The organism is Azotobacter tropicalis, assembly GCF_059739045.1.
The window spans coordinates 4,432,351-4,452,052 of the sequence record NZ_AP046059.1; the positions used below are offsets into that span (position 1 = coordinate 4,432,351).

Genomic DNA, 19,702 nt, shown 5'->3' on the forward strand with positions numbered 1-19,702 from the left:
GGAGAGGTCGCCCATGCGCGCCATCACTTTGCGTCGAAGTCTGGTTGCCCTGTTCGCGGCAGCGGTCTCCTTCGGCGCCATCACCCAGGCTCAGGCCGAGACCCTGCGGATCGGTTATCAGAAATACGGCACCCTGGTATTGCTCAAGGCCAAGGGTACGCTCGAGAAGCGCCTGGCGGCCCAGGGCATCGAGGTGCAATGGACCGAATTCCCCGGTGGCCCGCAGCTGCTGGAGGGGCTGAATGTCGGCTCCGTCGATTTCGGCGTGACCGGCGAAACCCCGCCGGTATTCGCCCAGGCCGCCGGTGCCGATCTGCGCTACGTCGCCTTCGAGCCGCCGGCCCCCTTGGGCGAGGCGATCCTGGTGCCCAAGGATTCGCCGCTCGAGAGCGTTGCCGAACTCAAGGGCAAGAAGGTTGCCCTGAACAAGGGCTCCAATGTCCATTATCTGCTGGTCCGCGCCCTGGAAGAGGCAGGCCTCGGTATCCAGGACATCACCCCCGTATATCTGCCGCCGGCCGACGGCCGCGCCGCCTTCGAGAGCGGCCGGGTGGACGCCTGGGTGATCTGGGACCCCTTCCAGTCCGCCGCCGAAAAGCAGCTTTCGGCGCGTACCCTGCGCAACGGCCAGGGGATCGTCGACAACCATCAGTTCTATCTGGCCAGCGCCGCCTATGTCGGCAAGCATCCGCAGGTGATCGAGACGCTGATCGAGGAAGTGCGCAGCGTCGGCGAGGACTCCAAGGCCGACCCGCAGAAGGTCACTGCGCAGGTCGCGCCGCTGATCGGTCTATCCCCGGACATCACCCACCAGGCGGTGGTGCGCCAGGGCTACGGCGCACAGCTGCTCACCCCGGCGGTGGTCGCGGCGCAGCAACGGATCGCCGACACCTTCGCCGACCTGAAGCTGATTCCCAAGCGCCTGAGCATCAAGGAGGTGGTCTGGACCCCTCCGGCCAAGGTAGCCCGCCAGTAATCCGGCGGCCCTTGCCCGCAGTCCCGAGCCCCCCATCGAAAGGAGACCACTCCATGAGTCTGAATGTTTTCTGGTTCCTGCCCACCCACGGCGACGGCCACTACCTGGGCACCGCCGAGGGCGCCCGCGCCGTCGATCACGCCTACCTGCAGCAGATCGCCCAGGCCGCCGATCGCCTTGGCTTCGGCGGCGTGCTGATCCCGACCGGGCGCTCCTGCGAGGATTCCTGGCTGGTCGCCGCCTCGCTGATTCCGGTCACCCAGCGCTTGAGGTTCCTCGTCGCCCTGCGTCCGGGGATCATTTCGCCGACCGTGGCGGCACGTCAGGCGGCGACGCTCGACCGGTTGTCCGGCGGCCGCGCGCTGTTCAACCTGGTGACCGGTGGCGATCCGGAAGAGCTGGCCGGCGAGGGCCTGCACCTATCCCATGCCGAGCGCTACGAGGCGGCCGCTGAATTCACCCGCATCTGGCGGGGCGTGCTGTCCGGCGAGACCATCGACCTACAGGGCAAGCACATCCAGGTTGAGGGCGCCCGGCTGCTCTTCCCGCCGCTGCAGCAGCCTCATCCGCCGCTGTATTTCGGTGGCTCCTCGGAGGCCGCTCACGAACTGGCCGCCGAGCAGGTCGACCTCTATCTGACCTGGGGCGAGCCGCCGGCCGCGGTGGCCGAGAAGATCGCCGACGTACGCGCCCGTGCCGCCCGCCGTGGCCGCACAGTGCGTTTCGGCATTCGCCTGCACGTGATCGTGCGCGAAACCAGCGAAGAGGCCTGGGTTGCCGCCGAGCGGCTGATCAGCCACCTGGACGACGAGACCATCGCCAAGGCCCAGGCCTCCCTGGCGCGCTTCGACTCGGTCGGCCAGCAGCGCATGGCCGCCCTGCACGGTGGCAGCAAGGAAAACCTGGAGGTGTCGCCGAATCTGTGGGCCGGCGTCGGTCTGGTGCGTGGCGGGGCCGGCACCGCTCTGGTCGGCGACGGCCCGACGGTGGCGGCGCGGATCAAGGAGTACGCCGACCTCGGCATCGACACCTTCGTGCTTTCCGGCTATCCGCACTTGGAGGAGTCCTACCGGGTCGCCGAGCTGCTCTTCCCGCATCTGGAGCTGGCTCGTCCGGCCAAGCCGGAAGGGCGCAACTACGTCAGCCCGTTCGGCGAGGTGGTGGCCAACGACATCCTGCCCAAGGCGGCGGCTGCCAGCTAAGAAGCCGATCGTGCCCACGCTCCGGCGTGGGCACGCTGCCCCGACCACTGGACGCCGAGCGTCCATGTCGCGGGTTCCCATGCAGGAGCGTGGGGACCATCGTGAAAGCGCTGTGCGCGTTTTCCACCCTACGGATCGCAAGACTCAAGAGGTCGAAAATGACTACAACCCATATCAAGCGGCTGGCCCTGCGCCTGTCGCCCTGGGCGCTGCCGGTGGTGCTGCTCGGGCTCTGGCAGGGGGCGGTGGCCAGCGGGCTGCTTTCCACCCGCATCCTGCCGGCGCCAAGTGCGGTGCTGGAGGCCGGCTGGGCGCTGCTCTCCAGTGGCGAGATCTGGAAGCATCTGGCCATCAGCGGCTGGCGGGCCAGCATCGGCTTCGCCATCGGCGGCGGCATCGGCCTGCTGCTCGGCTTTATCACCGGCTTGTCGAAGTGGGGCGAACGCCTGCTGGACAGCTCGGTACAGATGGTGCGCAACGTGCCGCATCTGGCGCTGATCCCGCTGGTGATCCTCTGGTTCGGTATCGATGAGGCGGCGAAGATCTTCCTGGTTGCCCTCGGCACCCTGTTCCCCATCTATTTGAATACCTACCACGGTATCCGCAACGTCGATGCCGGTTTGGTGGAGATGGCGCGCAGCTATGGCCTGTCCGGGTTCGCCCTGTTCCGTCAGGTGATCCTGCCCGGAGCGCTGCCGTCGATCCTGGTTGGCGTGCGCTTCGCCCTCGGCTTCATGTGGCTGACGCTGATCGTCGCGGAAACCATCTCCGCCAGTTCCGGCATCGGCTATCTGGCAATGAACGCCCGCGAATTCCTGCAGACCGACGTGGTGGTGCTGGCGATCCTGCTCTACGCCGTGCTCGGCAAGCTGGCCGATGTGACGGCGCGGACTTTGGAGCGCCTGTGGCTACGCTGGCATCCGGCCTATCAGACCAAGGCAGGTGTCCAATGAGTGCCCTGCACAATTTGAAGAACGGCATTCCACTGGCACTCGAAGGGATTCACAAGGCCTTCGGCGAGCGGCAGGTCCTGAAGGACATCGACCTGCATATTCCGGCCGGGCAGTTCGTCGCCGTGGTCGGTCGCAGCGGTTGTGGGAAGAGTACCCTGCTGCGCCTACTGGCGGGACTGGATGCTCCCAGCGGCGGCGCATTGCTGGCCGGTCAGGTGCCGTTAGCACAGGTGCGCGGGAATACCCGGCTGATGTTCCAGGATTCGCGCCTGCTGCCCTGGAAGCGGGTGATCGACAATGTCGGCCTGGGCCTTGCCGGCGACTGGCGTCCTCGCGCCGAGGAGGCCCTGGCGGCAGTAGGGCTGGCCGAGCGCGCCGGGGAGTGGCCGGCGTCGTTATCCGGCGGGCAGAAGCAGCGTGTGGCTTTGGCCCGGGCACTGATCCACCGTCCGCGTCTGCTGCTGCTCGACGAGCCGCTGGGGCGCTGGACGCACTGACCCGGATCGAGATGCAGCAGTTGATCGAGCGGCTCTGGCAGCAGCATGGTTTTACCGTGTTGCTGGTCACTCACGATGTCAGCGAGGCAGTTGCTGTCGCCGACCGGGTGATCCTGATCGAGGAGGGGCGTATCGGCCTGGACCTGCCGGTCGATCTGCCGCGCCCGCGTAACCGCGGCTCGGTACGCCTTGCTGCGCTGGAGGCGGAGGTTCTCGAGCGGGTGCTCACACCGGCCGACCAGGCAACCGGTCGCGGAGTGGTATCAGGGCATGCGGTGCGACAAGGCGGAGCGTCTTGATCCGTCGTATCGGGTAAGTAGTTGTTCTAGTAGTAAAAAAAATCGATAAACTTGTTGACAGGGCTAAGGGGTAGGCCTAATATGCGCCCCGTCCTAGAGACGGGGCTATAGCTCAGCTGGGAGAGCGCTTGCATGGCATGCAAGAGGTCGACGGTTCGATCCCGTCTAGCTCCACCACTCTCTACTTAAGAGTGGCCACGATCAGCAAGCTGCTTGGTCGGTTTTGAAGGTTTAGTCCCCTTCGTCTAGTGGCCTAGGACACCGCCCTTTCACGGCGGTAACAGGGGTTCGAGTCCCCTAGGGACGCCATTTTCCAGCGGCAGCGTATCAGCGCTGTCTACGTCGCGAGACGCTAAATCCGGGGCTATAGCTCAGCTGGGAGAGCGCTTGCATGGCATGCAAGAGGTCGACGGTTCGATCCCGTCTAGCTCCACCAATTCCACACGAGGCTTGCTGCTTGGCGGGTTTCGTCATCGAAGGTTACGTCCCCTTCGTCTAGTGGCCTAGGACACCGCCCTTTCACGGCGGTAACAGGGGTTCGAGTCCCCTAGGGGACGCCAGTTCTGCCCTCTATGGGTTCAAAGGGTCGCCTGCATGGGTGACCCTTTTTGTTTATCCGCTTTTTTCTTTTGGGGACTCGTCTCTGAGGGGGCCCCCTGCTGCTTGAGCGAGTCTGGCTGCAGGGGTAGCGTCCGTGCCTGTGCGTTGTTCAGGCGGTCACTTGATGACGCCGCAGGCCACTCGGGCGCCGCCGCCGCCCAGCGGGGCAGGGTTGTCGGCGTGGTTGTCGCCGCCGGCATGTACCATCAGGGCGTGCCCCTTGAGTGCCTCCAGATCCTTCAGGCGCGGGGCAAGCACCGGTTGAGTGGCCTTGCCGTCGGCGCCCACGTAGAGCGCTGGCAGATCGCCAAGGTGGCCGGCTCCCCAAGGCTGGCCATGTTTGGCGGAGTTTTGCGGGTCCCAGTGGCCGCCGGCAGCGCCGGCAGCAACTTTCTGGCCATCCTTTTCCGCAACGGCACAGCTATCCGAAGCGTGGACATGGAAGCCATGGGTGCCGGGTTGCAGTCCCTCGAGGTTGGGGGTGAAGACCAGGCCGTATTCGCTTTGCTCGATGCTGACGGTGCCGAGCGCTTTGCCGATGCCATCGTTGCTCACTGCGTCGAGCGTGACGCTGAGCGGAGCGGCCTGCAAAGGTAGTGCGCAGCTGGCGGTCAGCGCTGCAATCAGCCATTTCTTCATGGGTATCTCCTTGTTGTGCGTGCAAAGGGACGTTCTTGCCCTTGGTTTGGATGGCCAGGCTGGTATGGGGATGCTGGCACGGCGGCTATGCTGGACCCCGGTGGAGCGGGCGGTCAATAAGATAACGAGCAGGCGGGGGCGGATAGTGAGTGATATGACAAGCATGTGTCCGGTGCAGGTCATTGCGGTGACCAGTGGCAAGGGCGGGGTCGGCAAGAGCACGGTGGCCGTGAATCTGGCACTGGCGCTGGCCGGGCTCGGGCGGCAGGTGATGCTGCTCGATGGCGATCTGGCAATGGCCAATATCGACGTGCTGCTCGGTCTGGGCGCCGAACGTACCCTGGGCGATGTCCTGGCTGGCGAGTGCGGCCTGGAAGACATAGTGTTGCAGGGGCCGGGTGGTATTCGCATAGTGCCCGCAGCTTCTGGGATGCGCAGCATGGCGCAGCTCTCGGCGCAGCAGCAAGCCGGACTGATCCATGCTTTCGGCCGACTTGCCGAGCAGATCGACGTGCTGATAGTGGACACCGCTTCCGGTATCAACGATTCGACGGTCGACTTCGTGCGGGCGGCGCGCGAGGTGCTCTTGGTTGTCTGCGACGAGCCGGCATCGATTGCCGATGCCTATGCGCTGGTCAGGTTGCTCAACTGTGACTATGCAGTGAGTCGCTTCCGGGTTCTCGCCAACATGGTGGCGGGACCTCGCGAAGGGCGCGAGCTGTTCGCCAAGCTGCTCCGGCTGACCGAACAGTTCCTTGCCGCGACCCTGCAGTACGTCGGTGCCGTGCCTTGGGACGACAATCTGCGTAAGGCTGTGCAACGACAGGCGACGGTCTGCGAGGCGTTTCCCCGCTCGAGGAGTGCGCTGGCCTTCCGGGCGCTCGCAGAGAAGGTCGATGCCTGGCCGTTGCCGGCCAACCCGCGGGGACATGTGGAATTCTTCGTCGAGCACTTGATTCGCGCGGCGCAGACGAAGTCTGCGTAAGAGGCCTCCGGCGGAAGCTTTTCCCGGTTGTCCCAGCCGCGGCGTCGGTGTGGCGAAAATAGCCCCTTCGACCAGCAGGCCCGGCATGTATAATGCGGGCCCGCCCGGATTGACGCATGCCGCGCTCAGCCCGGTATTGCCGTGTTGAGGTCGATGGTAAGCCTATTGTGACCAGCCCCTTTCTCGAAGCCTTGGCACTCTCCTGCGAGCGGGACTGGCGCATGCTGTTCGAGCGGCTCGATTTGGCGCTGGTCCCCGGCGACATGCTGCAGGTGGTGGGTCCCAACGGCAGCGGCAAGACCAGCCTGCTGCGCCTGCTGGCCGGATTGATGCAGCCCACGGCCGGAGAGGTCCGTCTGCAGGGTCGCAGCCTGCGCGCTCAGCGGGCCGAGCTGGCGCGCAATCTGCTCTGGATCGGCCATGCTGCCGGCATCAAGGGGCTGCTGACCGCCGAGGAGAACCTGACCTGGCTCTGCGCCCTGCATCGTCCAGCCGGGCGCGAGGCGATCTGGCAGGCGCTGGCGGCAGTCGGCCTGCGCGGCTTCGAGGATGTGCCCTGCCATACACTGTCGGCTGGCCAGCAGCGCCGCGTGGCGCTCGCTCGTCTGCATCTGGAGGCGGCGCCCCTGTGGATCCTCGATGAGCCCTTCACTGCCCTCGACCGGCAGGGTGTGGCCCAGTTGGAGAGGCATCTGCAGGGGCACTGCGAGCGTGGCGGGATGGTGGTGCTGACCACCCACCACAGCCTGGAGATCCGGCCTGCGAACTACCGCGAGCTTGATCTGGAGCGGCACGCCGCATGAGCAGTGTGTTTACCCTTCTGCTCGCCCGCGAGTCTCGCCTGCTGTTCCGCCGGCCGGCCGAGCTGGTCAATCCGCTGGTGTTCTTCGCCATCGTCATCGCCCTGTTCCCGCTCGCCGTGGGGCCCGAGTCGCAGCTTCTGCAGACGCTTTCGCCCGGGTTGATCTGGGTGGCGGCGCTGCTCGCCGTGCTGCTCTCGCTGGACGGTCTGTTCCGCAGCGACTTCGAGGACGGCTCGCTGGAGCAATGGGTGGTTGCACCGCATCCACTGCCGCTGCTGGTGCTCGCCAAGGTGCTGGCACACTGGCTGTTTTCCGGGCTGGCGCTGGTGCTGCTGGCTCCGCTGCTGGCGCTGATGCTGGGGTTGCCGGCGCGCTGCCTGCCGGTGCTGCTGCTCTCGCTGCTGCTCGGCACCCCGATACTGAGTCTGCTCGGCGCCGTTGGTGCGGCGCTGATCGTGGGCCTCAAGCGCGGCGGTCTGCTGCTGCCGCTGCTGATTTTGCCGCTGTATATCCCTGTGCTGATTCTCGGCAGCGGGGCCTTGCAGGCGGCTCTGCAGGGATTGCCGGCGACCGGCCACCTGCTGTGGCTGGCCAGTCTGGCCATGCTGGCCGTGACCCTTCTGCCTTTTGCGATCGCTGCCGGTCTGACCATCAGCGTCGGCGAGTGAGTGATTCGCCCAAAGGGGATCGAACGGTTACGGAACGACCGAGGCGGGCCGGGCACATCCGGCCTCGTGAGAATGTGAGTGGTCTCGATGAATTGGATGTGGTTTCACAAGCTGGGCTCGCCCAAGTGGTTCTATGAAATCAGTGGCCGCTGGCTGCCCTGGTTCGCCGTATCCGCCGCGCTGCTGCTGGGCGTCGGCCTGGTCTGGGGGCTAGCCTTCGCGCCGCCGGACTACCAGCAAGGCAACAGCTTTCGCATCATCTACATCCATGTGCCGGTGGCCTTCCTCGCCCAATCCTGCTACGTGCTGCTGGCGGTGGCCGGGCTGGTCGGGCTGGTCTGGCGCATGAAGCTGGCCGACATCGCCCTGCAGTGCGCGGCGCCCATCGGCGCCTGGATGACCTTCATCGCCCTGGTCACCGGCGCCATCTGGGGCAAGCCGACCTGGGGCACCTGGTGGGTCTGGGATGCCCGGCTGACCTCGATGCTGATTCTGCTGTTCCTCTATTTCGGCATCATCGCCCTCGGCCAGGCGATCGCCAATCGCGACAGTGCCGCCAAGGCCTGTGCGGTACTGGCCATCGTCGGGGTGGTCAACATCCCGATCATCAAGTACTCGGTGGAGTGGTGGAACTCCCTGCACCAGCCGGCCACCTTCACCCTGACCGAGAAGCCGGCGATGCCCATGGAAATGTGGCTGCCGATGCTGGTCATGGTGCTCGGCATTTATTGCTTCTTCGCCGCCGTGCTGCTGATGCGCATGCGCCTCGAAGTGCTCAAGCGAGAATCGCGTAGCAGCTGGGCCAGGTCCGAGATCAAGGCTCTCGTGGGGGCAGCATGAGTTTTTCCTCGTTCGCCGAGTTCGTCGCCATGGGCAACCATGGCCTCTATGTATGGTCGGCCTATGGCATCAGCCTGGCGGTGCTGACCGTCAATGTCGTCGGACCGCTGCTGGCGCGCCGGCGCTATCTGCAAGAAGAGGCGCGTCGTCTGCGCCGGGAGGAGTCGAAGTGAACCCTGTGCGCAAGAAGCGGCTGTTCATCGTGCTGGCGATCCTCGCCGGCGTGGGCATCGCCGTGGCACTGGCCCTGTCCGCCCTACAGCAGAACATCAACCTGTTCTACACCCCCAGCCAGATCGCCGCGGGCGAGGCGCCTCAGGGCGCGCGGATCCGCGCCGGTGGCCTGGTGGAGCAGGGCTCGGTACAGCGCGATGCGGATTCGCTGGCGGTAGCCTTCCGTATCACCGACGGTGCCGAGACGGTGACCGTCCGTTACCAGGGCATCCTTCCCGACCTGTTCCGCGAAGGGCAGGGCATCGTCGCCCTAGGCCGGGTCGCCGGCGACGGTACGCTGCAGGCAGACGAGGTGTTGGCCAAGCATGACGAGAACTACATGCCGCCAGAGGTCAGCCAGGCGCTGGAGAAGAGCGGCATGCTCAAGCACTACGAGGGCGGCAAGCCGGGAGGCGCGCAATGATTCCCGAACTCGGCCACCTGGGGCTGATCCTCGCCCTGTGCCTGGCGCTGGTGCAGGGCACTCTGCCGTTGATCGGCGCCTGGCGTGGCGATCGTCTATGGATGGGGTTGGCTGTACCGGCCGCCTGGGGACAATTCGCTTTCTTGCTGTTCGCCTTTGTCTGCCTGACCCAAGCTTTCCTGGTCGACGACTTCTCGGTTGCCTATGTGGCGAGCAACTCCAACAGCGCCTTGCCCTGGTACTACAAGTTCAGCGCCGTGTGGGGTGCCCATGAGGGGTCGCTGCTGCTCTGGGCGCTGATCCTATCCGGCTGGACCTTCGCCGTGTCGATCTTCTCCCGGCAGCTGCCGGAGGAGATGCTGGCCCGCGTGCTGGGAGTGATGGGGTTGATCGCCACGGGCTTTCTGCTATTCCTGATCGTCACCTCCAACCCTTTCGCGCGTCTGCTGCCACAGTCGCCGGCGGATGGCCGCGACCTCAATCCGCTGCTCCAAGACTTCGGCCTGGTCGTCCATCCGCCGATGCTCTACATGGGCTACGTCGGCTTTTCGGTGGCCTTCGCCTTTGCCATCGCCGCGCTGCTCGGTGGCCGCTTGGACGCCGCCTGGGCACGCTGGTCGCGGCCCTGGACGCTGGTCGCCTGGGCCTTCCTCGGCGTCGGCATCGTGCTCGGTTCCTGGTGGGCCTACTACGAGCTGGGCTGGGGCGGCTGGTGGTTCTGGGACCCGGTGGAGAACGCCTCCTTCATGCCCTGGCTGGTGGGCACAGCACTGCTGCACTCGCTGGCGGTGACGGAGAAGCGCGGGGTGTTCAAGAGCTGGACGGTACTGCTGGCCATCGCCGCCTTTTCCCTGAGCCTGCTCGGTACCTTCCTGGTGCGCTCCGGCGTGCTGACCTCGGTGCATGCCTTCGCCAACGACCCGGAGCGCGGTGTGTTCATCCTCGGCTTCCTGCTGCTGGTGGTCGGCAGCTCGCTGACCCTGTTCGCCATCCGTGCGCCAGTGGTCAGGAGCCAGGTAGGCTTCGCCCTCTGGTCGCGGGAGACCCTGCTGCTGGTGAACAACCTGCTGCTGGTGGTGGCAACCTCGACCATCCTGCTCGGCACCCTCTATCCGCTGCTGCTGGATGCGCTGTCCGGCGCCAAGCTGTCGGTCGGCCCGCCGTACTTCAATGCGCTGTTCCTGCCGCTGATGGGCCTGTTGATGCTGGCCCTCGCGCTGGGCGTGCTGGTGCGCTGGAAGGACACGCCGCTGAAATGGCTGGCCGGCATGCTCGCGCCGGTGCTGCTGGCCAGCGTGGTGCTTGCCCTGCTGGCTGCCTTCATGCTCGGCGATTTCGCTTGGGCGGTGCTGGCGACCGCTTTCCTGGCGGCCTGGGTTGTCCTCGCCGGGGTTCGCGACTTGCTCGACAAGACCCGTCACAAGGGCCTGTTCAAGGGGCTGAGCAGCCTTTCGCCGAGCTACTGGGGCATGCAGCTGTCCCACGTGGGGATCGCCGTCTGCGCCCTGGGCATCGTCCTGACCAGCCAGGAAAGCGCCGAGCGCGACCTGCGCATGGCCCCGGGTGATGCCGTGGAGTTGGGCGGCTACCGCTTCGTCTTCGAGGGCACCCGGCACCACGAGGGGCCCAACTTCGTCGCCGACCGAGCCAGCGTTCGAGTCTTCGACGGCGACGACGAGGTGGCCGTGCTGCATCCGGAGAAGCGCCTCTACACCGTGCAGCGAATGCCGATGACCGAAGCCGGCATCGACGCCGGCTTCACCCGCGACCTCTACGTCGCGCTCGGTGAGCCGCTGGAAAACGGTGCCTGGGCGGTTCGCCTGCATATCAAGCCGTTCGTCCGCTGGATCTGGCTGGGAGGGCTGATGATGGCCTTCGGCGCGGCACTGGCGGCTTGCGACCGGCGTTATCGGGTCAAGATCAGGACCCGCGTGCGCGAGGCCCTGGGCCTGGCCGGACAAGGAGCCTGAAGGTGAAACGAGCGATTCTTCTACTGCCGCTGGCGCTCTTCCTAGGCGTCGCGGCCTTTCTCTACCGCGGGCTGTTCCTCGATCCCGCCGAACTGCCCTCGGCGCTGATCGGCAAACCATTCCCGCAGTTTTCCCTGCCCGCCGTGGACCAGCCGGAGCGGACTCTCAGCACCGCCGATCTCCAGGGCAAGCCAGCGCTGGTCAACGTCTGGGCGACCTGGTGCGTGTCGTGCAAGGTCGAACACCCGGTGCTCAATGAGCTGGCCCGGCGCGGTGTGAACATCGTCGGCGTCAACTACAAGGACGACAACGCCAGCGCATTGAAATGGCTGAAGGAGTTCCACAATCCCTACCGGCTCAATATCCGCGACGAACAGGGCAGCCTGGGCCTCGACCTCGGCGTCTACGGTGCGCCGGAAACCTTCCTCATCGACAAGCACGGCATCATCCGCCACAAGTTCGTCGGGGTGATCGACGAGCGGGTCTGGCGCGAGCAGCTTGCCGCGCGCTACCAGGAGTTGCTGGACGAATGAAACAGCTGTTGCGCGCCGCACTGTTGGGCCTGACGCTGAGCATGACGGCCCATGCCGCCATCGATACCTATGAATTCAAGAGCGATGCCGAGCGCGAGCGTTACCGCAGCCTGATCGAGGAGTTGCGCTGTCCGAAGTGCCAGAACCAGAACATCGCCGACTCCGATGCGCCCATCGCCATGGACTTGCGTCGCGAGATCTACCGTATGATCGGCAAAGGGCAGAGCAATGAGCAGATCGTCGACTACCTGGTGGCCCGCTACGGCGACTTCGTCCGTTACAAGCCGCCGCTCGACGCTCGGACGATGCTGCTCTGGTACGGCCCGGCGGGCCTCCTGGCCGTCGGTTTCGGCGTGCTCGCGCTGATCCTCGTCAGACGCCGGCGCAGTGTCGTCGGTCCCGCGTCGAATGCCCTTTCCCCTGCCGAGCGCGAGCGCCTCGCCACCCTGCTGGACAAAAAAGACCCATGATCGACTTCTGGATCGCCGCCGGCCTGCTGTTGCTGATGGCTCTGGCCTTTCTGCTGCTTCCCGTGCTGCGCCGCCGTCGCGCTCAGGCCGAGGAGGACCGCACCGCGCTCAACGTGGCGCTCTACGAGGAGCGCCTGGCCGAGTTGGAAGCGCAGCGCACGGCCGGCACCCTGGACGCCGAACAGCTGGAGGTCGGTCGCGCCGAGGCGGCTCGCGAGCTGCTGGCGGACACTGCGGACGGCGAAGTGCACCATCATTCTTCCCTGGGTAAGGCCGTGCCGCTGGTAGTAGCGCTGCTGGTGCCGCTGCTCGGCTACGGGCTGTACCTGCACTGGGGCGCCAGCGACAAGCTCGAGCTGGCCCGCCAGTTCGCCGAGCAGCCGAAGACCCTCGAAGACATGACCGTGCGATTGGAGGAGGCCGTCAAGGTCCAGCCGGACTCCGCCGAGGGCTGGTATTTCCTCGCTCGCACCTACATGGCCCAAGAGCGTCCGGCCGATGCGGTGCGGGCCTTCGAGCAGGCCGCCCGGCTGGCCCAGCGGCCGCCGGAGATCCTCGGCCAGTGGGCCCAGGCGCTGTATTTCGCCGAGGGCAAGCGCTGGAGTCCGCAGATGCAGGCGTTGACCGACGAGGCGCTGGCCGGCGATCCGAGCGAAGTCACTAGTCTCGGTTTATTGGGCATCGCCGCTTTCGAAGAGCGTCGCTTCGCCGATGCGGCCGGCTACTGGGAGCGTCTGGCGGCGATCCTGCCCGAGGACGAGCCGTCGCGGGCGGCCATCGTCGGCGGTATCGCCCGTGCTCGCGAGCAGGCCGGAATCGCTGGGGCGCCGCAGAGCACGCAGCCATCCGCCGGCCAGGTCGAGCTGAAGGTCAGCGTCGCCCTGGCCCCCGAGTTGGCCGGCAAGGTACAGCCGGACGACAGCGTATTCGTCTTCGCTCGTGCCGTTTCCGGACCGCCGATGCCGCTGGCGGTCGAGCGCCTGCGGGTAGCCGATCTGCCGGCGCAGGTCGCCCTGAGCGATGCCGATGCGATGATGCCGCAGTTCAAGTTGTCGAACTTCGCCGAGGTGCAGCTGGTCGCCCGTGTCTCGCGAGCCGGCAACCCCACTTCGGGCGACTGGGTCGGCCGTCTCGACCAGGTGAGCGCCAAGGCGTCGGGCGAGTACGCCCTGACCATCGATCGAGCCGACACGCCCTGACGGCGTCTCCGGAGAGAACTGATGAATACCCGTTCCCTGTTCCCAGCCAAGCCTGCCGGATTGCTGCGCGGCCTGCGTCCGTTCGCGGCGCTCGGCCTGGCCCTGCTGCTGGCCGCCTGTGCCCATCAGGAGTACGACTCTCCATCCGGCCAGCGCCCGGCGCCGCCGCAACGTCCCCCCGTGCAGCAACCGCCGGCGCAGATGCCGAAGCAGCCGAGCCAGACGATCAAGTCCCTGCCGTCCACGCCCAAAGCGGCCAGCCCGCAGCGCAGCCGGAGCGGCAACCATCCGCGCTATGCACCGCCGCCGGATGCCGATGCCTACTGGGACAACAGCCTGGGGTCTATGTGGTGAAGGGCCGGCCGCTGTACTACCGGGAGCGCCTGTACTACCGCTGGAACGATGGCTGGTTCAGTTCCGGGCGGCCGAACGGCCCCTGGGAGTCGATTGAGGGGCCTAGCGTGCCGCCGGGGCTGCGCAGCCGTCATCCGGTACGCTGACGAGTGTCAGCCGTGCAGCTCCTCTTCGCTGCTTTCCTGCGCTGTTTCCGAGCGTTTGGAAAACAAGGCATTGCCGCAACGGCTGCAGTAGGCGGCATCCGGCTCGTGAAGGGCTTTCCTGCAGGTTGGGCAACTTTGCTGCAGGCGTTCCGGTTGCATGGCACTGGCCAGCTCGGCGGTGAAGATCCCGGTGGGCACGGCGATCACCGAGTAGCCGGTGATCATCACCAGGGTCGCCAGGGCCTGACCCAGCGGGGTCTTCGGCGTAATGTCGCCGTAGCCGACCGTGGTCAGGGTCACCACCGCCCAGTAGATGCTGGCGGGGATGCTGGTGAAGCCGTGCTTTGGCCCTTCGATCACGTACAGCAGGGTGCCGAAGACGATGACCAGGGTGCTCACGCTGAGCAGGAAGACGATGATCTTCTGCCGGCTGCCGCGCAGCGCGACGAGCAGGAAGTTCGCCTGGCTCAGGTAGGGCAGGAGCTTCAGCACGCGGAACACCCGCAGCATGCGCAGGATGCGGATGATGAGCAGGTATTGCGCTGCGGGAAACAGTAGCGCGAGGAACGCCGGCAATACGGCCAGCAGGTCGATGGTGCCGTAAAAGCTGAAAATGTAGCTCGCCGGTCTGGGATGGATGTAGATGCGCAGCAGATACTCGCTGGCGAAGAGTATCGTGAAGCCCCATTCCAGGGCGTAGAACAGCGTGCCGTAGCGGTCGTAGCTCTGCACGCTGTCGAGCATCACCACCACCAGGCTGGCGAAGATGATCAGCAGCAGGGCGATATCGAAATGCCGGCCGGCCGGCGTGTCGCTGAAAAAAACGATGATATAGAGGCGTTCGCGCCAGCTTTTAGGATCCATGTGCGTTCTCATCGGCTATGTCAGTCCGCCCGGCTGGCTGGTTGGCGCACATCCTGCTTTCATTGTGCAAAGGGGCGTCGATGATCGACATCTCTACCCCTCAATCATAATCGGCTCGAGGACGCGAGCGATCCAGCCTGGTCCCGCGGAGCGGTGCAAGGCAGGCTGGCCGGAGTGAACTACGCCATGTCCAATGCCGAACTGATCGATCCCTTCGGGCGCCGCATCACCTACTTGCGCCTGTCGGTGACCGATCGCTGCGATTTCCGCTGCACCTATTGCATGAGCGAGAACATGGTGTTCGCCCCGCGCGAGCAGATCCTCAGCCTGGAGGAGCTCTACGACGTAGCGGACGCCTTCATCGGTCTCGGCGTCAAGCGCATCCGCATCACCGGCGGCGAGCCGCTGGTGCGCAAGGGCCTGCTCGGCCTGCTCGAGCGCCTGGGCACGCGCCCGGAGCTGGAGGATCTGGCCATGACCACCAATGGCTCGCAACTGCCGTTCATGGCCGGCGACCTGCGCGCGGCCGGGGTCCGGCGTCTCAACGTCAGCCTCGACTCGCTGCGTCCCGAGCGCTTCGCCGCCTTCACCCGGCGCGACAAGCTCGACCAGGTGCTGGCCGGTATCGACGCGGCACGCGCTGCGGGCTTCGACCGGATCAAGCTGAACTCCGTAATTCAGAGGGGCCGCAACGACGACGAGGTACTCGAGTTGGTCGAGTTCGCCGTGGCGCGCGGTCTGGACATCAGTTTCATCGAGGAAATGCCGCTCGGCGGCATCTCCAGTCACAAGCGCAGCGAAACCCTCTGCTCCAGCGACGAAGTGCGCCGACGCATCGAGGAGCGTTTCAACCTGGTGCGCAGCAGTCACGTCAGCGGCGGCCCCTCGCGCTACTGGCAGGTGATCGGCAGCCAGACCCAGGTCGGCTTCATCTCGCCGCACAGCCACAACTTCTGCGGCGCCTGCAACCGCGTGCGGGTCACCGCCGAAGGCAAGCTGGTGCTCTGTCTCGGTCACGAGGGTGCGCTCGACCTGAAGACCCTGATGCGCGCCCATCCCGGCGATTCCGCACGGCTGCGCCAGGCCCTGGTCGACGCCCTGCAGCTCAAGCCCGAGCGCCACCACTTCGAGGCGGACGCCCAGGTCCAGGTGGTGCGCTTCATGAGCATGACCGGCGGCTGAACGAAACGAGTGCAACCCCGTTCTGTCTGCACCAGGATGGCGCTTCCTGCGACCTTGGTCGCGCACTGCTCGCGCTGCCCGCTCGGGACCCTGTGCTAGACTTCGCGCCCTGCACGCGGTCGACGAACTCCAAGCCCAATCATGACCCTTTCGGCTCCCGACAGCCTCCTTTACACGCGCTCCGCCGATTACGGCCTGCCCGGGACCCGCCATGCGTCTTAAGAGCATCAAGCTGGCCGGCTTCAAGTCTTTCGTCGATCCCACCACGGCCAGCTTCCCGAGCAACATGGCGGCGGTGGTCGGCCCGAACGGCTGCGGCAAGTCCAACATCATCGACGCCGTCCGCTGGGTGATGGGTGAGAGTTCGGCGAAGAACCTCCGCGGCGAGTCGATGACCGACGTCATCTTCAACGGCTCGAACAGCCGCAAGCCGGTGACCCAGGCCTCCATCGAGCTGATCTTCGACAACTCCGACGGCAGCCTCATCGGCGAGTACGCCGGTTATGCGGAGATCTCCATTCGCCGCCGGGTGACCCGCGACGGCCAGAGCGCCTATTTCCTCAATGGGACCAAGTGTCGGCGTCGCGACATTACCGACATCTTTCTCGGTACCGGTCTGGGGCCGCGCAGCTACTCGATCATCGAGCAGGGCATGATTTCCCGGCTGATCGAGGCCCGCCCCGAAGACCTGCGCAACTTCATCGAAGAGGCCGCCGGCATTTCCAAATACAAGGAGCGCCGCCGCGAGACCGAGCACCGCATCCGCCGTACCCAGGAGAACCTGGCGCGTCTGACCGACTTGCGCGACGAACTGGAGCGCCAGCTCGAACGCCTGCAACGCCAAGCCCAGGCGGCCGAGAAGTACCAGGAATGCAAGACCGAAGAGCGTCGCCTCAAGGCCCAGCTCGCCGCCCTGCGCTGGCGGGCACTGAACGAGCAGGTCGGCCAGCGCGAGCAGGTCATCGGCGACCAGGAGGTCGCCCTCGAGGCGCTGATCGCCGAGCAGCGCAACGCCGATGCCGGCATCGAGCGCCTGCGCGACGAACATCACGGGCTCGCCGAACGTTTTCACCAGGTACAGGGCCGTTTCTACTCGCTGGGCGCCGACATCGGTCGGGTCGACCAGAGCATCCAACACGGCCAGCAGCGCCTGCGTCAGTTGCAGAACGACCTGCAGGAGGCGGAGAAGAACCGCCAGGAAACCGCTGCCCACCTCGACCAGGACCGTCGGCTGCTGACCGAGCTCGACGAGGAGCTGGCCTTGCTCGAGCCCGAGCGGGAAGTCGCTGCGGCTGCTGCCGAGGAGAGCGCCGCTTGTCTGGAAGAGGCGGAGTCCGCCATGCATGCCTGGCAGGCGCAGTGGGACGGCTTCAACCAGCACTCCTCGGAGGCGCAGCGCAGTGCAGAGGTGCAGCAGGCGCGCATCCAGCAGTTGGAACAGAGCCTCGAGCGGCTGCTCGAGCGCGAGCGCCGCCTCGATGACGAGCGTGTCCAACTGACGGACGACCCGGAGGAGGTCGGCATCGCCGAGCTGGCCGAGCAGTTGGCCCTCGGCGAGCTGAGCCAGGAAGAGCTGAGCGTTGCCGAGGCGGCTCAGGGCGAGGTGCTCGAGCGGCTGCGCGGCGAATTGCATCAAGCGACCCAAGAACAACAGCAGGTTCAGGGCGAGCTGCAGCGTCTGCACGGGCGGCTCGCCTCCCTGGAGGCGCTGCAGCAGGCAGCGCTGGACCCCGGCCAGGGCGTCGCCGAGTGGCTGCGTGGGCAGCACCTGGAGGATCGTCCGCGCTTGGCCGAAGGCTTGCGCGTGGCGCCCGGCTGGGAGCTGGCGGTAGAAACCGTGCTCGGCGCCGACCTGCAGGCGCCGCTGTTGGACGATTTCGCCGGTCTCGCGCTGGACGCCTTCGCCCTGGGCGAGCTGCGCCTGCTCGGCCCGGCGCCGGGCGCCACGCGTCTGGCCGGCAGCCTGCTCGACAAGGTCGAAGGTGGCGTCGACCTGGCGCCCTGGCTGGGGCGGGTCATGATGGTGGAGAGCCTGGCCGAGGCCCTGCAGCGGCAGTCGTGCCTGAACGAGGGCGAAAGCCTGATCAGCCGCGACGGCTACTGGGTCGGCCGGCACTTCCTGCGCGTGTGCCGGGCCAGCGACGCCGAGTCCGGTCTGCTCGCCCGCGGCCAGGAACTGGAGCGCCTGCAGGCCGAGCGCGGCGGACTGGAGGCGCGCCTGGCCGAACTGGAGGAGCGCTTGTCCGCTCTGGATGAGGCGCGTCGCCAGCAGGAAGACACTCGCGAGGGGCTGCGCCGGCGCCTGCAGGAGGAGGCTCGCCAGCAAGGCGAGCTGAAGGCCCGGCTGTCGGCCCTCCAGGCGCGGGCCGAGCAGCTGGCGCTGCGCCGCCGCCGCCTCGACGAGGAGCTCGCCGAGCTGGGCGAGCAGCGCGCCTTGGAGATCGAGCGTCTGGGCGAGTCCCGCCTGCAGCTGCAGGATGCGCTGGACGCCATGGCCGTCGATAACGAGCGCCGCGAGCAACTGCTGGCCGGACGCGACGCTCTGCGCGAAGGCCTCGAGCGCCTGCGTCAGGAGGCCAGGTCGCACAAGGACCAGGCCCACCAGTTGGCCGTGCGACTTGGCTCGCTGCAGGCCCGGCGCGACTCCACCCGGCAGTCCCTGGAGCGCCTCGAACGGCAGTTCGAGCGCACCCAGGAACGTCGCGAGCAACTCAGCCTGGATCTGGAGGAGGGCGCCGCGCCGCTGGAGGAGCTGCGCATGAGGCTCGAAGAGCTGCTCGAACGGCGTCTGGCCGTCGAGGAAGAGCTGCGCCAGGCCGGGCTGGCCCTGGAGGATGCCGAGCGCGAGCTGCGCGAGGTGGAGAAGCACCGAGGCCAGGCCGAACAGCAGGCCCAGTTGCTGCGCGGCCAGTTGGAGCAGCAACGTCTCGCGTGGCAGGCCCTGAGCGTGCGGTGCAAGGCCCTGCAGGACCAGCTGCAGGAGGAGGGCCAGGTCCTGCACGAGGTGCTCGGCACGCTCCCCGGCGAGGCCCGCGAGGCCGACTGGGAGGCGGAGCTGGAGCGCGTCGCCCTGCGCATCCAGCGTCTCGGCGCGATCAACCTGGCGGCCATCGACGAATACCGGCAACAGTCCGAGCGCAAGCAGTATCTGGATGCGCAGAACGCCGACCTGGTGGAGGCCCTGGAAACCCTGGAAAACGTCATCCGCAAGATCGACCGGGAAACCCGCAACCGCTTCAAGGACACCTTCGAGCAGATCAATGCCGGCCTGCAGGCGCTGTTCCCGAAAGTTTTCGGCGGTGGCCACGCCTACCTGGAACTTACCGGCGAGGATCTACTCGATACCGGGGTAGCCATCATGGCGCGCCCTCCGGGCAAGAAGAACAGCACCATCCATCTGCTTTCCGGCGGCGAGAAGGCGCTGACCGCGTTGGCCTTGGTATTCGCCATCTTCCAGCTCAATCCGGCGCCGTTCTGCATGCTCGACGAGGTGGACGCGCCGCTGGACGATGCCAACGTCGGACGCTACGCCAGGCTGGTCAAGGAAATGTCGGAAAAGGTGCAGTTCATCTACATCACCCACAACAAGATCGCCATGGAGATGGCCGACCAGTTGATGGGCGTGACCATGCACGAGCCGGGCTGTTCGCGCCTGGTGGCGGTGGATGTGGAGGAGGCGGTGGCATTGGCGGGCGTCTGAGGCAGAAGGGGCGGGATACACCCGCTCACCGGAATGGGGCACCCGGCGGTACAATCCACGGATGGGTCGTGCTAGCTTAAGAGGCAATTTTCAGTACGCGTGGAAAATACTGCGAGAACATGCAGTTCCACGCTTTTATGGGGGTAGGACGCCCTTTTTTGTGCGGGGATGGAAGCCCTTTTTGT

At 66.2% G+C, this 19,702-nt stretch carries 19 protein-coding genes, 4 tRNA genes and 1 pseudogene; 22 read left to right on the forward strand and 2 right to left on the reverse strand.

The window, feature by feature from the left end:
• The first annotated feature begins 13 nt into the window (after positions 1-13).
• The 8 genes and pseudogenes from Atro_RS21015 (at position 14) to Atro_RS21050 (ending at position 4,487) form a co-directional block, all read left to right on the forward strand.
• Complete coding sequence (locus tag Atro_RS21015) at positions 14-976, forward strand: sulfonate ABC transporter substrate-binding protein (RefSeq protein WP_497925514.1); 963 nt, start codon at positions 14-16, stop codon at positions 974-976.
• A 53-nt stretch (positions 977-1,029) separates the two neighbouring features.
• Complete coding sequence (ssuD, locus tag Atro_RS21020; protein ID WP_497925516.1) at positions 1,030-2,178, forward strand: FMNH2-dependent alkanesulfonate monooxygenase; 1,149 nt, start codon at positions 1,030-1,032, stop codon at positions 2,176-2,178.
• A gap of 158 nt (positions 2,179-2,336) precedes the next feature.
• Positions 2,337-3,131 (forward strand): aliphatic sulfonate ABC transporter permease SsuC, encoded by a 795-nt coding sequence (ssuC, locus tag Atro_RS21025; protein WP_497925518.1) that lies wholly within the window; start codon positions 2,337-2,339, stop codon positions 3,129-3,131.
• A pseudogene (gene ssuB, locus Atro_RS21030) lies at positions 3,128-3,927 on the forward strand (aliphatic sulfonates ABC transporter ATP-binding protein). The gene ssuC and the pseudogene ssuB overlap by 4 nt, the downstream one beginning before the upstream one ends.
• A 101-nt stretch (positions 3,928-4,028) precedes the next feature.
• Positions 4,029-4,104, forward strand: a tRNA-Ala gene (locus Atro_RS21035).
• Between the two features lie 57 nt (positions 4,105-4,161).
• A tRNA-Glu gene (locus Atro_RS21040) sits at positions 4,162-4,236 on the forward strand.
• A gap of 51 nt (positions 4,237-4,287) precedes the next feature.
• A tRNA-Ala gene (locus tag Atro_RS21045) sits at positions 4,288-4,363 on the forward strand.
• 48 nt (positions 4,364-4,411) lie between these two features.
• A tRNA-Glu gene (locus Atro_RS21050) sits at positions 4,412-4,487 on the forward strand.
• A 157-nt stretch (positions 4,488-4,644) separates the two neighbouring features.
• On the opposite strand, the gene sodC is transcribed toward Atro_RS21050, so the two are convergent.
• Entirely contained in the window at positions 4,645-5,166 is a 522-nt protein-coding gene (sodC, locus tag Atro_RS21055; protein WP_497925520.1) for a superoxide dismutase [Cu-Zn] SodC, read from the reverse strand.
• Between the two features lie 154 nt (positions 5,167-5,320).
• Between sodC and Atro_RS21060 the strand changes: the two genes are divergently transcribed.
• From Atro_RS21060 to Atro_RS21115, 12 genes are all read left to right on the forward strand, one after another.
• Complete coding sequence (locus tag Atro_RS21060; protein WP_497925522.1) at positions 5,321-6,151, forward strand: MinD/ParA family protein; 831 nt, start codon at positions 5,321-5,323, stop codon at positions 6,149-6,151.
• 116 nt (positions 6,152-6,267) lie between these two features.
• Complete coding sequence (ccmA, locus tag Atro_RS21065; protein WP_497925524.1) at positions 6,268-6,954, forward strand: cytochrome c biogenesis heme-transporting ATPase CcmA; 687 nt, start codon at positions 6,268-6,270, stop codon at positions 6,952-6,954.
• Entirely contained in the window at positions 6,951-7,622 is a 672-nt protein-coding gene (gene ccmB / locus Atro_RS21070; protein ID WP_497925526.1) for a heme exporter protein CcmB, read from the forward strand. Before ccmA ends, ccmB begins: the two co-directional genes overlap by 4 nt.
• An 87-nt stretch (positions 7,623-7,709) precedes the next feature.
• On the forward strand, positions 7,710-8,462 hold the full coding sequence (locus Atro_RS21075; RefSeq protein WP_497925528.1) for a heme ABC transporter permease: 753 nt from the start codon (positions 7,710-7,712) through the stop codon (positions 8,460-8,462).
• Positions 8,459-8,635: a heme exporter protein CcmD gene (ccmD, locus tag Atro_RS21080; protein ID WP_497925529.1), complete on the forward strand. Its 177-nt coding sequence runs from the start codon at positions 8,459-8,461 to the stop codon at positions 8,633-8,635. Before Atro_RS21075 ends, ccmD begins: the two co-directional genes overlap by 4 nt.
• Positions 8,632-9,099: a cytochrome c maturation protein CcmE gene (ccmE, locus tag Atro_RS21085; RefSeq protein ID WP_497925531.1), complete on the forward strand. Its 468-nt coding sequence runs from the start codon at positions 8,632-8,634 to the stop codon at positions 9,097-9,099. Before ccmD ends, ccmE begins: the two co-directional genes overlap by 4 nt.
• A complete protein-coding gene (locus tag Atro_RS21090) occupies positions 9,096-11,069 on the forward strand; it encodes a heme lyase CcmF/NrfE family subunit (RefSeq protein ID WP_497925533.1) in 1,974 nt (657 codons plus the stop codon). Before ccmE ends, Atro_RS21090 begins: the two co-directional genes overlap by 4 nt.
• 2 nt (positions 11,070-11,071) lie before the next feature.
• Positions 11,072-11,602 (forward strand): DsbE family thiol:disulfide interchange protein, encoded by a 531-nt coding sequence (locus tag Atro_RS21095; protein ID WP_497925535.1) that lies wholly within the window; start codon positions 11,072-11,074, stop codon positions 11,600-11,602.
• Positions 11,599-12,072, forward strand: coding sequence for a cytochrome c-type biogenesis protein (locus tag Atro_RS21100; RefSeq protein WP_497925537.1), 474 nt, complete (start codon positions 11,599-11,601; stop codon positions 12,070-12,072). The genes Atro_RS21095 and Atro_RS21100 overlap by 4 nt, the downstream gene beginning before the upstream one ends.
• Positions 12,069-13,271, forward strand: a complete 1,203-nt coding sequence (ccmI, locus tag Atro_RS21105; RefSeq protein ID WP_497925539.1) for a c-type cytochrome biogenesis protein CcmI — start codon at positions 12,069-12,071, stop codon at positions 13,269-13,271. Before Atro_RS21100 ends, ccmI begins: the two co-directional genes overlap by 4 nt.
• 21 nt (positions 13,272-13,292) lie before the next feature.
• Entirely contained in the window at positions 13,293-13,625 is a 333-nt protein-coding gene (locus Atro_RS21110; RefSeq protein WP_497925540.1) for a hypothetical protein, read from the forward strand.
• Complete coding sequence (locus Atro_RS21115) at positions 13,622-13,771, forward strand: hypothetical protein (protein ID WP_497925542.1); 150 nt, start codon at positions 13,622-13,624, stop codon at positions 13,769-13,771. Before Atro_RS21110 ends, Atro_RS21115 begins: the two co-directional genes overlap by 4 nt.
• A 6-nt stretch (positions 13,772-13,777) precedes the next feature.
• On the opposite strand, the gene Atro_RS21120 is transcribed toward Atro_RS21115, so the two are convergent.
• Positions 13,778-14,635 carry an ion transporter gene (locus Atro_RS21120; protein ID WP_497925544.1) on the reverse strand — a complete coding sequence of 286 codons (858 nt, stop codon included), beginning with the start codon at positions 14,633-14,635 and terminating at the stop codon, positions 13,778-13,780.
• A gap of 186 nt (positions 14,636-14,821) precedes the next feature.
• On the opposite strand from Atro_RS21120, the gene moaA reads away from it, so the two are divergent.
• The gene (gene moaA, locus Atro_RS21125; RefSeq protein ID WP_497925548.1) at positions 14,822-15,817 is read left to right on the forward strand and encodes a GTP 3',8-cyclase MoaA; all 996 of its coding nucleotides are present in this window, start codon (positions 14,822-14,824) and stop codon (positions 15,815-15,817) included.
• Positions 15,818-16,028: 211 nt separating this feature from the next.
• Positions 16,029-19,517: a chromosome segregation protein SMC gene (smc, locus tag Atro_RS21130; protein ID WP_497925550.1), complete on the forward strand. Its 3,489-nt coding sequence runs from the start codon at positions 16,029-16,031 to the stop codon at positions 19,515-19,517.
• Positions 19,518-19,702: the final 185 nt, after the last annotated feature.

Bases quoted from the DNA above. Each gene is read 5' to 3' on its own strand.
- ccmD (WP_497925529.1), top strand. From the start codon at position 8,459: ATGAGTTTTTCCTCGTTCGCCGAGTTCGTCGCCATGGGCAACCATGGC.
- ssuD (WP_497925516.1), top strand. From the start codon at position 1,030: ATGAGTCTGAATGTTTTCTGGTTCCTGCCCACCCACGGCGACGGCCAC.
- Atro_RS21015 (WP_497925514.1), top strand. From the start codon at position 14: ATGCGCGCCATCACTTTGCGTCGAAGTCTGGTTGCCCTGTTCGCGGCA.
- Atro_RS21075 (WP_497925528.1), top strand. From the start codon at position 7,710: ATGAATTGGATGTGGTTTCACAAGCTGGGCTCGCCCAAGTGGTTCTAT.
- Atro_RS21100 (WP_497925537.1), top strand. From the start codon at position 11,599: ATGAAACAGCTGTTGCGCGCCGCACTGTTGGGCCTGACGCTGAGCATG.
- Atro_RS21090 (WP_497925533.1), top strand. From the start codon at position 9,096: ATGATTCCCGAACTCGGCCACCTGGGGCTGATCCTCGCCCTGTGCCTG.
- sodC (WP_497925520.1), bottom strand. From the start codon at position 5,166: ATGAAGAAATGGCTGATTGCAGCGCTGACCGCCAGCTGCGCACTACCT.
- moaA (WP_497925548.1), top strand. From the start codon at position 14,822: ATGTCCAATGCCGAACTGATCGATCCCTTCGGGCGCCGCATCACCTAC.
- Atro_RS21110 (WP_497925540.1), top strand. From the start codon at position 13,293: ATGAATACCCGTTCCCTGTTCCCAGCCAAGCCTGCCGGATTGCTGCGC.
- Atro_RS21060 (WP_497925522.1), top strand. From the start codon at position 5,321: ATGACAAGCATGTGTCCGGTGCAGGTCATTGCGGTGACCAGTGGCAAG.
- ccmB (WP_497925526.1), top strand. From the start codon at position 6,951: ATGAGCAGTGTGTTTACCCTTCTGCTCGCCCGCGAGTCTCGCCTGCTG.
- ssuC (WP_497925518.1), top strand. From the start codon at position 2,337: ATGACTACAACCCATATCAAGCGGCTGGCCCTGCGCCTGTCGCCCTGG.
- ccmI (WP_497925539.1), top strand. From the start codon at position 12,069: ATGATCGACTTCTGGATCGCCGCCGGCCTGCTGTTGCTGATGGCTCTG.
- ccmA (WP_497925524.1), top strand. From the start codon at position 6,268: ATGCCGCGCTCAGCCCGGTATTGCCGTGTTGAGGTCGATGGTAAGCCT.
- smc (WP_497925550.1), top strand. From the start codon at position 16,029: ATGCGTCTTAAGAGCATCAAGCTGGCCGGCTTCAAGTCTTTCGTCGAT.
- Atro_RS21120 (WP_497925544.1), bottom strand. From the start codon at position 14,635: ATGGATCCTAAAAGCTGGCGCGAACGCCTCTATATCATCGTTTTTTTC.